The following is a 14,366-nucleotide window of genomic DNA, read 5'->3' as shown; positions in this document are numbered from 1 at the left end:
CTCAATATTGTGGAGCTTTATTCACAATAAATTGAAATGCCATCTTTGGAAACTCTTAGCTAAGCACTGGGCATTTGGTTCCACTTCTACCCTTTCTCCCAGGCATTTTGACCTTTTGCGACTTATATGACGGCTCCTTCTTTTTCGGCCCGGCCTTCTTTTTAGAATATGGTATTAGCTTAAAATCGTATTCCGGTATAAAATAGTCTTCCTTATACGCTGCAACAGGTAATGGCATATAGTGCCGGCCCTGAAATGCCAGTGTATCATATTCGTAATCGTACAGATAAAGTGTCACAAACCCATCCCTACTATATTTAATTGCGATATCAGAGTATGGCCCGTCATCTCCCGCTGAGGCAACGAGTTTCATCATTTCCTGCTGCTTACCTTTCAATAAAATGGCAAGGTTATACTGAAAAACCCGGTGCAGAGAATCAATCTGAATTGCAACTCCCAGGTAATATTGAGCATCTTTCATCCGTTGCTGACCAGCATACATCACGGCCGTGTTGTTTAGAGCGCTTTTATCCTGATAACTTTGATAACTTAAAGAAGCATCCTCATACTTTTGCCAGTAGCGGTAAACATTTCCTTGATTAACATTATAAAATTTTCTGGAAGGCGCTACTTGCATAGCCGTCTGAAAATCTTTGAAAGCGCCATCGTATCGATTGTTTGCATCTTCGATCTGGCGCCTTTGTTCGTGGCGGTTCCCCAGGTAAGCTTGCACGATCCCGTGATTGTTATGAAGATAGGATAAGTCAGGATTTTCTTTGACCAAACTGTCAAAAAGCGCCATAGATTTGTCGAGCTGATCATTTTCCAATAAGACAACGCCCCAACCATTCTGCGCTTTGATATTTTCACGATTCAGGGAAATGGCTTTTTTGAAAACGTTATAGCCCTTTTTGAACATATCAAAATGCAAAAGCAGGTTTCCGTAATTGCTCCACATCCGATCATATTTTTGTTCATAGTTCAGCGCTTTTGCAAGAAATTGACCTGCCTCAGAAAATCTTTTCTGGTCGATCATAATACTGCTCATTCCTGCCAAAGCCTCATAACGTGTTCCATCCAGGCGGATAGCCGCCGCGAAATCTTCCTGGGCTCCTTTCGAATTTTTTAAGTAATACCGGGCAAAACCACGGGTAACAAACAGGTCTGCATAAAACTTATTATCTGGATCCATAAGCGATTCCGCCTTCTTAAAATCTTCCAGGCACAGATCAAACTTTTTCATTCCGTACTGCGATACAGCTCTTCCCAGAAAGGCAGGCAAATAAGAAGTATCCTTTTTTATTGCGCGGTCAAAAGAATTATAAGCCAGCTGATACTCATGATTTGAAAGGTGCGTATTTCCAATTCCTGATAGCAACGAAGGCGTTTCCCTTTTAAGCGTAGAAGCCATGCGATAATATTTTTGCGCTTCCCGTACCTGATTCAGACCGTAGTAGGAATGGGCAATTCCCAGGTAGGCGTCTCCGCGGAAAGTCTTGTCCTCACTTTCCAGGTATTTCTGAAAAATGGAAAGTGCATTTGAAAACTGATTTATTGAAAGCAAAGCATTGGCGTAGCGTATTTGCGCTTTTGGATGTTTTCGCGCCACTTTTTCAAAATCCTTTACCGCTTTTTTCTGATTTCCAGTCCGCATGTAAAGATCGCCACGCTGCAATCTGTAAGCCATAAGCTCATCTTTCTGACGAATGGCTGACGTAAATTCATCCACTGCTTCCGGATAAAATCCACTCAGTTTTTGCATCAGCCCGATGTTGAAATTATACTTACCAGCAGAATTTTTTTGTTGATTTCCCTGCGCAAACGATAGCCCGTCAGCAAACTTTTTTTGTTTTCCGTATGATACCAGTGAGTTCAAAACACCAAAGGAATTTCCTGGGGTGTCTATAAAATCAGTTCTCGCCGCGTCATATTTCCGGTTGAGCAGATTGAACAATCCGCGATTATATTTTGCCTGAGCGTCCTTTCCGGACAAGTCCAGGGCTTCCATGATGTGGAGTGATTTATGGTAACTTCCGGAAAGCGCAAGAATTATCGCCTCATTATTTAGCCGCTGAACCGAATCGATCGGCATATAAGAAAGCTTATGGTATTTTAGAAATTCTGCTTGTAGCTCACGGATTTGTCGCTGATATTCAGGGGATTTCAGTAAAGCAGGATCATTTTCTTCGAAGGAGCGATTGAAGGTCGTGAGCAGATCTTTCAGGTTTCGTTGACAAACACTAAAATCCTGCGATGATGCGGGATGGTTAAAAAGTACCATAAACACCATCGAAAACACTACGCTCCAACCTGATCTGACGACTTTTCTTATCATGATTTATAAGACACCGAGGTCACTAACCTACTATAAATCAAGAACATTACCAATTAATAGTTACCTACCGCTCAATAATAACGTTTTAATTTAGTTTTTTCTTGTAATATCAAAAATTATAACCGAAGTAGTTTTATGTTGCGATACCAAACTGTACTGCCCCAATCTTGCAGTCCAATTTTCCCCGCGTAGTTACCCTTTGAGATGGGTGCTTCTTTCAAACCGCTTTTGGCAATTCTATCTTTCCAGTCTTTCCCTGCCAGGTCGTGTTCCTGGACGATAAAACCATTTTGAAGTACCGTAAGTTTATTTTTGCGGACAATAAAATGAATTTGATTCCATGCTCCTTCCGGATTTCCTTCGCGAAGACGCGCATTGGCTATACCAAAAAAGTCACCTGCACGGTGTGTATTCTCTTTTGCACCTTCATAAATTTTGTCATCGATCACCTGCTATTCAAGGCCGGTATCGTGCATATTTTTGTATTTCGGCGATTCAGTCACGAAGAAGAAAATGCCGCTGTTCGCATACTTGCTGACTTTCCATTCTGCTTTAAACTCAAAATCACCGGTAACTGGCTCATCAATAACAATATCACCACCGTTTTTTGCTTTGTTGCCAGAACGCTCCGGAACATTAAGTTTGATCGCTCCACCTTCAATGATCCAGGCGGATCCAACGCTGCTGCCACCATATGCATGCCATCCTTTAAAATCTTTCCCGTCGAATAACAGCTTCCAGCCATCCTTCTTTTCTTTTGCCGTTAAAGTATTAAGGATTTGAGCGTTGCCATTTGTTAAAACGAAACAAAAGAGCACGGAAAGCAAAGAAATTCTAAGCATATAGAGGATTTTATATTTATTGATCCGAGACGAAAAAAGTATCCCGGATCAATAAAATACTGCTTGACTTAAAAATTATTATTTGGTTACGATTTCGTTTGCAGGTACAAACAATCGTTCTTCGTTAACGAAAATAGTGACTTCCTGATCAGAAGTATTTTGTACGGATACACCTTCCTGTGTCACAGATATTTTCAGCCATGAACCCCGGAATCCGAGCCGGAAAGAATAAGAACTCCATTCCTCAGGAATGTATGGGTTTAGATGTAAAAACCCATCTTTAACACGCTGACCAGCAAAACCTTTAACGACGCTCATCCAGGTACCTGCCATGGACGTGATGTGCAGACCATCTTCGGTATCGTTGTTGTAATCATCCAGATCAAGCCGTGCCGTTCTTACATACATTTCGTAAGCTTTTTCTTTCAAACCTGTTTTTGCAGCCAAAATCGCGTGAACACATGGCGAAAGTGAAGATTCATGAACCGTCATAGGCTCATAAAATTCGAAGTTTCGCTTGATATCATCTACCGTAAAATCATCTTCGAAAAGATATAGACCCTGCAAAACATCAGCCTGCTTAATAAAACATGAACGTAAAATTCTGTCCCACGACCAGTTTTGATTGATAGGCCGCTGATCTGCAATATCATTTACGCTCAATAATTCTTTGTCCAGAAACCCCTGCTGCTGCAAATAAACCCGACGTGCCGAATCGTATGGAAAGTGCATAAATTCGACAATATGCTTCCAGTCGGCCATTTCACCATTCAGATCAAAATTCGTCTGTAAAATAATTTCATTCAAACGCTGGGTGTCCTTTTCCCACATTTTATTAATTATTTCCAGCGTATAACGAAGCGTCCAGCACGCGATGTAGTTGGTATACCAGTTGTTATTGACGTTATTTTCATACTCGTTCGGCCCAGTCACGCCCAACATGACATATTGGTTTTTCTCACCAGACCAGGTAATACGCTGTTTCCAGAATCGCGAAATACCGATAAGCACTTCGAGCCCAAACTGCAATATATAATCTTCGTCACCCGTGTATCTTGTGTAATCATAGATTGCGAAAGCAATCGCTCCGTTCCGGTGAATTTCCTCAAAAGTTATTTCCCACTCATTATGGCATTCCTCACCATTTATAGTCACCATTGGATATAATGCTGCACCGTTTTTAAAGCCTAATTTCTCAGCATTTTCTATGGCCTTCGGTAAATGTTTGTGACGATATATCAATAGATTTCTGGCAACCTTTTCTTCGGAAGTGGATAAATAAAAGGGAATGCAATACGCTTCCGTGTCCCAGTATGTGCTTCCTCCGTATTTTTCACCTGTAAATCCTTTCGGACCGATATTCAAGCGCTCATCTTCGCCGGTATAAGTTTGTCCGAGATGAAAAATATTAAACCGGATTCCTTGCTGGGCCGCGATGTCTCCTTCAATGGTGATGTCATTTTTCTCCCATTTCTCAGCCCAGGCCTGGACATGTTCTTCATACAACTGCGCAAAACCTTTTTTACAAATCCTGGCAACATAGGTCTTCGCCTCGCTCAACAAATTTTCTTTTTCATAATTCGTCGAGCTAAGATTGACGGCATATTTATAAACCGTCAGTTCACTTCCTTCTTTTACTTCGATATGAACAACGCCTGAAACATACTTTTCCCGACGCGCCGGCAACGACTGATAATCCGTTTTCAGTCCGTTCATCTTAATATCGAACGCCATCCCGGTAGCGACCTGAAACCGCTCAACGCCGTATGGATTTTCCTTGGTTTCAAGAATTAAATAACCTTCGGAAAAGCTCGTTTCCTTATGTATTTCATTCCAGAAAGTTTCGTCATAATTCGAATCCCGGTTGCTGATGTTTCCATCGAGATATGGTGTTATGGTAAAAACATCTGTAAAATCAAGTGGTGTGAGAGAAAACTGGATCGCGCCCGATTCGTCATCGACCATGTTACAAAAACGCTTCGAATAAATTTTCAGCCGTCGTCCGCTTGGAAGTTTCACTATGGCATTTCGTTCAAGAACGCCTTCCTTCATATTCAGTTCTCGCCGAAACTCCTCAACGAGGCAAGTATTCAAATCCAGAACTTCCTCGCCGACTTTTACATCAATACCGATCCAGTTACAAGCATTCAGTACTTTTGCAAAATAATCCGGGTAGCCATTTTTCCACCAGCCGACCCTTGTTTTATCAGGAAAATAAACTCCGGCTACATAATTCCCAAGCAGCGTTTTTCCTGAATAACCTTCCTCGAAATTACCTCTTTGCCCCATCCGGCCATTTCCCAGACTCATGAGACTTTCCGTAATTTCGTTGTGCGCAGCATGGAAACCTTCTTCCACGATACTCCATTCATCGTGCGTTATGTAGTTTTTCATTTTATATGGGCTATCAACTTTGCCGTCTGGCGTAGTTGCGTTTTATCAGATTTAAGATAATTACTTCAACTTTTCGAAAAGGTCACTGACAGTGACGCCTTCAAAGCCTTTGATGACCAGATCAGCTTCGGTCAAAACAGAGGCTTCTCCAATTCCTACGCCAATCATTCCCGCTGCTTTTGCAGATTGAATCCCGGCGACGGCATCTTCAAAAACGATACAGTACTCCGGCGAAACAGCCAGATCTTCGGCTCCCATAAGAAAAACCTGTGGATCAGGTTTCCCTTTTGTTACCCGGTTTCCGTCCACCAGCGTATCAAAATAGGAAAGCATATCCAGATTTGTCAAAATGGTTTTGGCATTTTTACTGGCAGATCCCAGTCCGACTTTTATATGATCTCTTCTTAATTCATCCAGAAAATCCCGCACGCCAGGCAACGCGTCATCTGGTGTAATTTGCTTACAAAGTTCCAGGTAGCGAACATTTTTTTCAGCCGCCAGTTTTAATTTTTCCTCTTCGCCCAATTCAACGCCACCAATTTTCAGAATAATATCCAGCGATTCCATCCGGCTGATTCCTTTCAGTAACTCGTTTTGTTCCAGCGACAAATCGAATCCGAGCCGATTGGCAAGTTGCCGCCACGCGAGGTAATGGTATTTGGCAGTATCTACGATCACTCCATCCAGATCGAAAAGGCAAGCTTGAACAGTCGGCATATCATTTTTAAATTTAATATCTTGCAAAATAGTAAAAAGAGCGTTTTCACTCATGAAGTCAAACAATATTTAGAAAAAGTAATTCTATAATAATTAATATATCGAAACTTTATAACCGGCAAGTTGTTTAAACACCATTGCCGGTTTCATTAGCATGTTATAAATTATCAATCCATTTGTAATATGTGTCTAAAATAACACAGAAACGAATTATGCCTGTCAACCGCGATAAATTTGTCGTCTATCAGATTTTCACGAGATTATTTGGTAATCAGAACACGACCAATAAAATATACGGAACTATTGAAGAAAATGGGTCCGGGAAATTTAATGACATCACCGACGTAGCGCTGGATTCCATAAAAAATCTTGGGATAACCCATGTATGGTATACTGGTATTATTGAACATGCGACCCTAACCGATTATAGCAGTTTCGGCATTTTACAGGATCATCCGCTTATTGTCAAAGGTATGGCTGGGTCGCCTTATGCGGTGAAAGATTATTATGACGTAGATCCGGACCTGGCCGTTGAAATACCAAACCGGATGCAGGAATTCGAAGCATTAATTTCCAGAACGCACCAAAATGGTTTGAAAGCCATTATCGATTTTATTCCAAATCATGTTGCCCGTCAGTATCATTCAGAAGTAAAACCGGCTGGGATCAGGGATTTTGGCGAAGATGATGACGTTTATGTTTCTTTTAAGCCTGACAATAATTTTTATTACATCCCTAATCAGGATTTTATTGTTCCGGAAGGCCATAAGCCTCCGGTAAATGTAGTGGCTCCCTATTACGAAAGTCCGGCTAAGGCAACTGGAAATGATGTTTTTAAGGCACAACCTAGTCAATATGACTGGTATGAAACGATTAAACTCAATTATGGTGTCGATTATCTGAACGGCCGGAAAACGTATTTTGATCCGATTCCATCTACCTGGGTGAAAATGTATGATATACTTCGTTACTGGACTGAAAAAGGTGTTGACGGTTTCCGCTGCGATATGGCGGAAATGGTACCGGTTGAATTCTGGGGCTGGGTGATACCGGAAATCCAGAAAGTCAATCCGGATATTATTTTCATAGCTGAAATTTACAATCCGGCTGAGTATCACAATTATATTAAAAACGGAAAATTCGCTTATCTGTATGACAAGGTGGGTTTGTATAATTCGCTCAGACATTTGATGGAAGGCAACGGAAGCGTGGAAGATATCACCAGGATCTGGCAGCAGGAATCCGGTGATATCGCCGAAAACATGCTGCGTTTTCTTGAAAATCATGACGAACAACGAATTGCTTCCAGATATTTTGCGGGAGATCCGTGGGTTGCTGTCCCGGCGATGACATTGAGTGCGACGTTGCATACCGGTCCGCTCATGATCTATTTTGGACAAGAACTTGGCGTAAATCCTGTAACTTCGGAAGGTTTTCAGGGTGAAGACGGACGTACCACTATTTTTGATTATTGGGGCGTAACAGAATTTCAGCAATATGTGAATGGAGGTAAATATAATCTCGAAAAATTAAATACAGACCAGCAGAAACTCCGGGCATTTTATGAAAGACTTAATAAGTTTGTAACGCAGAATGAAGCTGTTTATGCTGGTGGTTTTTATGATTTGCAGTATATCAACATTGACGGACAAAGTGCCGATTATGATAAGACCAGGGTTTACAGTTATCTGCGATACACGGAGAATCAAAAACTGCTTTTCTTTTACAATTTTGATCTGGAACGTACAATTCACACGAACATTCGCATTCCCGAAAATGCCTGGACGGATAGTTTAAAATTGGGTGCTACCAGTTCATACACGATGAAACAGGTTTTTCCGATGCTCATATTAACGCCGAACATCAGAACTTCCGAGATCACGTCGACGGGTATTCCAGTAACGCTGCCGCCGAATTCAGTCTATGTTTATGAGATTGTAGAAAAGTAGTCGGGAATATTTTCTCAAAAAGGCAAAGTCGTTGGGAAGTATCTCGACTTTGCCTTTTCTTATATTCGACTTTATAGAAACACATTTGAATTATACCAACACAATTTTGCACAATTAGGTAGCACTACCAGTCTGTTCCGAAAGAATGTCTAAATTTACTTGAAGGGCATGTTAATTATCGTGACGCCAATTATTCACCAATACAGAAATTATTGAAATCAATAAAAGAACAATACGGTTCTTATTTCCGGAATCCGCTTTGGCAGAAACGCATCTTACTCAATGTAAACGCTTAACTTTTAATATTATATGACCAGCGTTTCTATCCAAAGCCGTCTAAATTATTTCGGAAAATTTATAGAGATTATCCGAAGTTCATACAAAGCGAATACGAATAATAAGCCTTTTGAAGAAATTCTGGAAGGCATTCTATTGGATCGAAGGGAGAAAGATCTTTTGGCTGAACAAATTTATTCTATTCTTTTATCCACCAAATTCGTATCGCTTCTGACCGAAGCTGAAATAGGCTCTAACAAAGGTTTTTTTTCTGATGCCTCTACAAGATTAAGTTATAAATTTCTTCCCCCGGTTGATGATCCTGTTGAATTACGGACACAGTTCAATAATTTTTTCGATAACAAAAAAGATTATCATTGGGTACAGGCAATTCCAGACGAAAGCTGGAGTAATTTCTTTGCTGACATTTTCCGCGAAATTAGCCCTGCATTGTCAGAATATATTGAACGCGAGCTATTAAACTCCATTCTTGTACTTGCACAGCGTGCTGCCAATTTAGGAATTGAACCGGAAGTAGTATCAAAAATTCCAAGAATTGACGATCTGGATTCCCCATTTCTGGGTTTGAACAGGGAAGTGATGCTGTACGTGGAAAAGACATTAAATCAATATAATTACAGCGAAGAAGGCCGCGACAGTGACTACAAGCACATTTTAGTCATGATCAGTCAGTGTAAGACGCAGGTTAATTACATATATAAACATAAAGACGTTTTCGGCATCAGTCTTCAGCTGACCTATATGATGCGGCAGCTGGAACAATATCTGAAACGTTTGTCGCAATTGCTCGAACTGCTTCAGACAGATGGAAAACAGCGGCAGTGGGAGATTGTTACCGATCTTTTTAAAGAATTTGTTTATGCAGAAAATACAAAGTATAGTCTCCGGAAACATTTTTCGATCAATCTGCAATTACTGACGTTTAAGGTAATTGAAAATACGTCGAAAACAGGGGAGCATTATATTTCCTCGGACAGGTCGGGATATTGGAGATTATTCAGAAAAGCACTTGGCGGCGGCGTCATTGTTGGTTTGCTTTGCTGTAATAAAACGCGGTTATATTTCCAGCATTTACCGATTTTCTGGGAAGCGTTTTTTTACAGTCTGAATTATTCGATTGGTTTCATGATCATCCATATTCTTGGATTTACCATTGCAACCAAACAGCCAGCGATGACCGCTTCGACAATTGCAGCGAATCTCAGCAATAACGGACAAAATCCAAATTGGCTGGAAACGACGACGGAGCTTCTTATAAGGCTCGTGCGAAGCCAGTTTATTTCGCTTGTAGGAAACGCGTCGATCGCTTTTCCGGTCGCTTACGGACTGGATTGGCTTTACTTTTATTTTAACGGATTTCATATTGCAGACCCTGCCAAAGCACATAAATTAATCGGAGAACTGAATGCCTGGGAAAGTCTGGCAATTCCTCATGCTGCGCTAGCCGGTGTGTACCTGATGATATCAGGACTGATTGCCGGGTATTATGAGAATAAATGGATCTATAATAAATTCTCCCTGCGACTTGTCAACCATCCGAGATTAATCCGCTTGTTGGGGCAAAAAAGATTAAACCGGGCGGCAACTTATTTCGAACATAATTTCGGCGCGCTTGCTGGCAATTTTGCACTTGGGGTTTTCCTCGGCTCCACGAGTGCGATCGGATTCACTTTTGGCTTACCTCTGGACATCCGTCATATTACTTTTGCTTCGGGAAATTTTGGTATTGCTTTTGCTGGTTTAAATAGTCAAATTTCTACCGATCTTTGGATTAATTCCGTAATTGGAATTACATGTATTGGAATCATGAACGTGGTGGTAAGCTTCGGGTTGTCCATTGCATTTGCTTTAAAATCCAGGAATGCGAAATTTAGTGAGGTGAAGAGTTTGTTAGGAAATCTTTCATGGCAATTTTTCCATCATGGGTCTGCCTTCTTTTTCCCGGTCCATGAAACCGTTAAAGAAAATGACGAGTTGCCCGAAGCTTTTGTTCAAAAATGAAAACTGTAAAATGATCACCTCCGATCAAATAAGTAATGATATTTCTAAAATGTGAATAAATTTGTCCTGGCAGTCATAAAAATGATCATTTTCGCGTTCTAATGCGTCAAATGGCACACATTTTAATATCTTGTTCTCAATTCATTATATTATAAAGGTTATCACGTTATGAACAGCGGTAAATCATTACCTGCAATGAAAATAAATATCGCCATTTTATCCGTAGTGGCGTTTTCCCTTTTTATTCTTTCAACGCAAAATTCCCAGGCGCAGTCAACGCCGCAAAAGGTTTTTGCGCAGAAAATGGAACTTCCTGGTAATGGCGATTTAGGCACGCAGGTTTTAAGAATGGCTGAATCTTTTCTAGGGACTCCTTATGTTGCAAGCACGCTGGAAGGTAATCCGACTGAAAAACTTGTTTGCAGATTCGACGGGCTGGATTGTACTACACTCGTGGAAAATTCACTGGCGCTGGCGATTTCTAAAAACGAAAACCTTAATTATGAAGGTTACAAAACCGAACTTACCAAAATCCGTTATCGTAACGGTGTTATCGACGGATATCCGTCCCGTTTGCACTACGTTTTCGATTGGATGTATGAAAATGAAAAACGTGGCTTACTGGAAGATATCACTGAAAAGGTCGGCGGTGTACCTTTAAAAAAGGAAATTAATTTCATGAGTACGCATGCAAATTTTTATCCGGCGCTGGATGCGACAGAGGTTTGGGAGAAAATAAAAGAACAGGAAAGTATTATCAACAGCAGGGAACATTCTTACATTCCGAAAGCAGCTTTACAAAAAGCTGAACCGCTTCTGAGAGATGGTGATATAGTGGCTTTCACTTCATCTGTGGAAGGGCTTGACTGCAATCATATGGGTATAATCACAAAAATAGGCAGCCGGGCATACCTACTCCACGCTTCGCTTGCAGGCAAAAAAGTTATTTTATCATCCTTGCCGCTGGCTGAATATGTTGCATCCGTTCCCAAGCACACAGGGATGATCGTGGCACGCATGACTGAACAATAAACAATGAATGAATTTCTGGAACTACTGGATTACAAGAACTCGCCATGGCTGATCATCCTGGTTGCGGGTTTGGCAGGCTTGGTATTGAGTGCAATTGTAATAAAAGCAATTTCCATAACAGCAAGAAAAAAAGACTGGCCAATTATCAGGGCTATTCATGAGAATCAAACAAGTGTTCTTTATTTTTTTATACCGCTGCTGATCATTACGCTGATCACAAAAACATATATTTTATCGCATCCGAGATACGGATTTACCCATGCTATTAGTAAAATTGCACTGATTGCCGTCAGCACCTGGCTGATGACACGTGTTGTCATTATTATCGAAAAAATACTAATAGGCAAACTGGATTTTGATCAACCTGACAATAACGATGCGCGGAAACTTTTTACAAAAATAAAATTTGTAAAAAGAATGTTCATTATCCTGATTATTGTCTTCGGCGTTTCTATCCTGCTTTTAAGTTTCGATAGTGTTCGGCAGTACGGCGTCGGGATTCTTACGTCTGCTGGTATTTTTAGTGTTATTATTGGTTTTGCGGCGCAGAAGTCGTTGGGAAATTTATTAGCCGGGATCCAGATTGCATTCACACAACCTATCAAAATTGATGATGTTGTTATTGTAGAAGGAGAATGGGGAAGGATCGAAGAAATTAATCTGACCTACGTGGTCGTTAATATCTGGGATCTTCGAAGATTGATATTGCCGATTACCTATTTTATTGAAAAACCGTTTCAAAACTGGACCCGCAACGACAGCAGCTTAATTGGTACTGCATTTTTTAATCTCAACTACCAGACTCCGGTAGAAAAACTTCGGGAAAAACTTCACAATATCCTGCTGAATACGCCATTGTGGGATGGAAAATCCTGGGCGTTGCAGGTAACGGATACACAAGCACAATTTATGGTTATCCGCGCGCTAATGTCGGCGAGAAATTCTTCACAGGCATTCGATCTTCGTTGTCTGGTCAGAGAAAAAATAATAGAATTTATCCGGGAAGAATATCCGGAATCGCTACCAGGTTTGTTGATCGAAGATAAGAAACATGATCAGCCGGGAATATCAAATAATTTTAGTAACCCATAAAAAAATGGCCCTCGAAAATCGAAGGCCATTTTTTGTCTTACTACTCACCTCTCAATTTAACCTATTACAGTTAAGCATTGATTCTTTCTGGCTGCCAGCGGATGATCTGACAGCGCCTGATAATTTTCAAATCCTATCAATTCTATTTTCCCGCCTATCTGTTCGTAATTGCATTTAAAACGGGTTATATTTTCCATTACCGTGTGGTCAACATAAGTCGCTTCGGATAAGTCAACTATAATATTTTCCCCTTTTGGCAGTCTTTCCAGTGTTCTTTTAAGGGTAAGGTAATTTGTAAAAACGGCGGCTCTCAGGACTTTTATATAAAAAGTATTTCCCAGTGCCTCAATTTCAATTTTTGGCGTAAAAATGTTTGAAAATTTAACTCCATAACAAAATTGAATAATCACGTTTGTCAAGGTTCCGCATAAAATTCCAATAAGTAAATCCGAACCAAGGGTAGCAATGATAGTGACCAGAAAAATGATCAGCTGTTCTTTACCGATGTGGTAGATATCCTGGAATTCTGATGGTGATGCCAGACGAAACCCAATGTATATCAGCATGGTTGCCAACGCAGCGACCGGTACCATTTTTATAACCGGAACTAACAGCACTACAAATACCAGCAGGAAAACACCATGGAATAAATTCGCCCAGCGCGTTTTCCCGCCGTTCTTCACATTGGCAGCGCTTCTAAGTATTTCCGAAATCATCGGCAACCCTCCCAACAAACCTGAAACAATATTACCCGCCCCTATTGCCACAACGTCACGACTGGGATCAGATTTACGCTTATATGGGTCTAAAAGATCAATGGCCCTTATTGTCAGCGATGATTCCAGGCTACCAAACAGCACGAACATTATTACATACTTGATAAAAACCGGAAATAAGTTTCCAGTCACTCCTGAAAAATCAGCGTTGTATTTTAATGAAAACTCGCCAGGATTGATCAGTGGCCTAAATTCCCTGAACGTTGGTTCAAATAGATGAAATAACCGACCAAGACAAATTGAAACGATCAATACAGCCATCGCCGGCGGTATTCTCTTAAAAATTGAAAAGGACAGATAGCGCCATCCAAACATGATCATCAAACCAACCAGGCCAATTATGCCGATATGATACTCCATATTCATCAGGCTGTGCGGTACCATTTCAATAAGCTCCAATGGTCCTTTACCGCTCAATTCCACCGGAGCAACACCCACGGCCAGATGAATTTGTTTTGACATAATGATAATCCCGATCGCCGCCAGTACACCGTGGATTACGGATAACGGGAAAAAATCAACAAACCTGGGCAGTTTAAATATCCCCAGAATTATTTGAAATACTCCCGCCACAACGATAGCTGTAAGCGCAAGATGCCATCCTGCTACCGCATCCCCACGACCGAGTTCATCCACTGCGCCTGCCGAAACAACAATCAGCCCTGCGGCCGGGCCTTTGATTGTCAATTCTGAATTCGTGAAAAACGAAACCAATATACCTCCGACAATAGATGTCAAAACTCCCATCAGCGGTGGAAAATTACTGGCTCCTGCAATTCCCAAACTTAGTGGCAAAGCGATCAGCGAAACCAGAAAACCGGACAGAAGGTCATCCTTCCAGTTTTCCAAGAATCCTTTGAAACCCGCGGCAGGTTTCCATGATGCTGATCTCATATCCAATCGATTGAAAAATAAAACCATCCATTAAGAT

General features: G+C 41.0%; 8 protein-coding genes and 1 pseudogene. 4 read left to right on the top strand and 5 right to left on the bottom strand.

The genetic code is table 11. The features are described 5' to 3' along the window. Positions 1 to 55: 55 nt before the first annotated feature. The 4 genes and pseudogenes from L0657_RS11585 to pgmB all read right to left on the bottom strand — a co-directional run bounded on the left by L0657_RS11585 (position 56) and on the right by pgmB (position 6,288). Positions 56 to 2,335: a tetratricopeptide repeat protein gene (locus L0657_RS11585; RefSeq protein ID WP_235150959.1), complete on the bottom strand. Its 2,280-nt coding sequence runs from the start codon at positions 2,333 to 2,335 to the stop codon at positions 56 to 58. Between the two features lie 116 nt (positions 2,336 to 2,451). Then, positions 2,452 to 3,177 (bottom strand): annotated as a pseudogene (locus tag L0657_RS11580) (DUF1080 domain-containing protein). A gap of 78 nt (positions 3,178 to 3,255) precedes the next feature. Continuing rightward, the gene (locus tag L0657_RS11575; RefSeq protein WP_235150958.1) at positions 3,256 to 5,571 is read right to left on the bottom strand and encodes a glycoside hydrolase family 65 protein; all 2,316 of its coding nucleotides are present in this window, start codon (positions 5,569 to 5,571) and stop codon (positions 3,256 to 3,258) included. A gap of 60 nt (positions 5,572 to 5,631) precedes the next feature. Further along, the gene (pgmB, locus tag L0657_RS11570; RefSeq protein WP_235151398.1) at positions 5,632 to 6,288 is read right to left on the bottom strand and encodes a beta-phosphoglucomutase; all 657 of its coding nucleotides are present in this window, start codon (positions 6,286 to 6,288) and stop codon (positions 5,632 to 5,634) included. 212 nt (positions 6,289 to 6,500) lie between these two features. Here pgmB and L0657_RS11565 point away from each other — a divergent pair, with 212 nt between their 5' ends. From L0657_RS11565 to L0657_RS11550, 4 genes are all read left to right on the top strand, one after another. Beyond that, a complete protein-coding gene (locus L0657_RS11565; protein WP_235151397.1) occupies positions 6,501 to 8,237 on the top strand; it encodes an alpha-amylase family protein in 1,737 nt (578 codons plus the stop codon). Between the two features lie 309 nt (positions 8,238 to 8,546). Continuing rightward, positions 8,547 to 10,535, top strand: coding sequence for a site-specific recombinase (locus L0657_RS11560; protein WP_235150957.1), 1,989 nt, complete (start codon positions 8,547 to 8,549; stop codon positions 10,533 to 10,535). 195 nt (positions 10,536 to 10,730) lie between these two features. After that, the gene (locus tag L0657_RS11555) at positions 10,731 to 11,567 is read left to right on the top strand and encodes an N-acetylmuramoyl-L-alanine amidase-like domain-containing protein (protein WP_235150956.1); all 837 of its coding nucleotides are present in this window, start codon (positions 10,731 to 10,733) and stop codon (positions 11,565 to 11,567) included. Between the two features lie 3 nt (positions 11,568 to 11,570). Further along, positions 11,571 to 12,659, top strand: coding sequence for a mechanosensitive ion channel family protein (locus tag L0657_RS11550; protein WP_235150955.1), 1,089 nt, complete (start codon positions 11,571 to 11,573; stop codon positions 12,657 to 12,659). Between the two features lie 56 nt (positions 12,660 to 12,715). On the opposite strand, the gene L0657_RS11545 is transcribed toward L0657_RS11550, so the two are convergent. Beyond that, positions 12,716 to 14,329: a SulP family inorganic anion transporter gene (locus L0657_RS11545; protein ID WP_235150954.1), complete on the bottom strand. Its 1,614-nt coding sequence runs from the start codon at positions 14,327 to 14,329 to the stop codon at positions 12,716 to 12,718. Positions 14,330 to 14,366: the final 37 nt, after the last annotated feature.

It is taken from the genome of Dyadobacter sp. CY345, assembly GCF_021502725.1.
GTDB lineage: Bacteria > Bacteroidota > Bacteroidia > Cytophagales > Spirosomataceae > Dyadobacter.
Note: the sequence above shows the minus strand (reverse complement) of the source record. Positions and strands in the feature narration are given on the sequence as shown.

Coding starts and splice junctions, on each gene's coding strand:
- L0657_RS11585 (WP_235150959.1), bottom strand. CDS start 2,335: ATGATAAGAAAAGTCGTCAGATCAGGTTGGAGCGTAGTGTTTTCGATG.
- L0657_RS11575 (WP_235150958.1), bottom strand. CDS start 5,571: ATGAAAAACTACATAACGCACGATGAATGGAGTATCGTGGAAGAAGGT.
- pgmB (WP_235151398.1), bottom strand. CDS start 6,288: ATGCCGACTGTTCAAGCTTGCCTTTTCGATCTGGATGGAGTGATCGTA.
- L0657_RS11565 (WP_235151397.1), top strand. CDS start 6,501: ATGCCTGTCAACCGCGATAAATTTGTCGTCTATCAGATTTTCACGAGA.
- L0657_RS11560 (WP_235150957.1), top strand. CDS start 8,547: ATGACCAGCGTTTCTATCCAAAGCCGTCTAAATTATTTCGGAAAATTT.
- L0657_RS11555 (WP_235150956.1), top strand. CDS start 10,731: ATGAAAATAAATATCGCCATTTTATCCGTAGTGGCGTTTTCCCTTTTT.
- L0657_RS11550 (WP_235150955.1), top strand. CDS start 11,571: ATGAATGAATTTCTGGAACTACTGGATTACAAGAACTCGCCATGGCTG.
- L0657_RS11545 (WP_235150954.1), bottom strand. CDS start 14,329: ATGAGATCAGCATCATGGAAACCTGCCGCGGGTTTCAAAGGATTCTTG.